The organism is Geomicrobium sp. JSM 1781026 (assembly GCF_041949955.1).
Classification (GTDB): Bacteria; Bacillota; Bacilli; order Bacillales; family Marinococcaceae; genus Geomicrobium_A.
The window spans coordinates 1-1,266 of the sequence record NZ_JBHFQF010000028.1; the positions used below are offsets into that span (position 1 = coordinate 1).

At 44.4% G+C, this 1,266-nt stretch carries 2 protein-coding genes; both read right to left on the reverse strand.

Translation table 11 applies throughout. The features are described 5' to 3' along the window. Positions 1-69: 69 nt before the first annotated feature. Positions 70-954, reverse strand: a complete 885-nt coding sequence (locus ACE1TF_RS20410; protein WP_375019473.1) for an IS3 family transposase — start codon at positions 952-954, stop codon at positions 70-72. Then, a partial coding sequence (locus ACE1TF_RS20415) for a transposase (protein ID WP_375019471.1) occupies positions 954-1,266 on the reverse strand: 313 nt, incomplete at its 5' end. The genes ACE1TF_RS20410 and ACE1TF_RS20415, both read right to left, overlap by 1 nt.

Here is a 1,266-nt window from a genome sequence, read left to right on the forward strand (position 1 = left end):
ATCCTGCGTGGAGGACGTTGAAAATCACAACATCATCCACGCAGGATTTTTGGTCACATTCTGAGTTTTTCAGATTACTGATTCTTTATATTGCTGCTCATACTGCTTGGGTGAAAGATAACCCAATGCGGAATGGCGTCTCCGTGTATTGTAGAACTCGTACAGATAATGATGAATGGCTTGGATAGCTTCTGTTACGGTTTTGTATTTTTGCCTATAGATCCAATCTTTCTTCAGCGTTGCGAAAAAGGATTCCATGATGGCATTATCGTAAGGATTGCCCTTTCGACTCATGCTTCCCAACATCTTATTGGAGGCTAATAGCTTCCGGTAATCATTTGAGCAATATTGCGACCCTCGATCGGAATGATGAATGAGCCCTGGCGGGGGCTGTTCGGCATCAACCGCTAGTTGAAGGGCTTCCATCGGGAGCTCTTTTCTCATATGAGTTGCGAATGCGGTTCCCACGTTTTTCTTGGTATAGGCATCGATGATACTCGCTTGATAAAGCCAGCTTTCCTTCGTCCAAATATAGGTCAGATCTGCGACCCATACTTGGTTCGGGCGGTCAGCCTTTACCTTCTTATCCTTCAAAACATTCGGGTACACCGGCGAGTCATGATTTGCGTCTGTTGTCACAATAAACTTCTTCGGTTGGCTAGCTTTTAACCCTAGGGCATGCATCATTTTGGCGACTTTCCGTACCGACACCTCGAATCCCCAATCCAGTAAATCTCGTTGGACCCGAGGACTCCCATACGTCTCATAGCTTTGCTGGAAAGACCGAACGATCGCTCCCTCAAGTTCTTTTTGTTTCCGTTTTTTCTCGCTCCATTCAGAGCGATTTCTCCGACGAATCCACTGATGATAGCCGCTTCTTGAAACCTTTAGTACCTTACACATCTTCACAATCGTAAACTCCTCTTTGTGTGCTTCGATAAACCCATAAATGATTACGGGTTTTTTGCAAAGATGTTCATGGCCTTTTTTAGAATCTCATTTTCCTCCTTAAGGTCACGAATTTCTTTTTCCCATTCTTTTTCTTTCTTCGCAAGTTCTGTAGGTGTGATGTATTGATTAGGGTCTTTTCCCGCCATTTTTTCCTTCTTGTAGGCGGCTGCCCATTTTCTTAACGTCGAAACCGGTACGTCCATTTCCTCAGATACTTGGCGAGGCGTACGTCCTTCTTCAACGACTAGCTTTGAAAGATGCTCTCGATATTGTTGAGATACATGTTTTTTTCCCATAAGTTCTTCCACGCTCCTC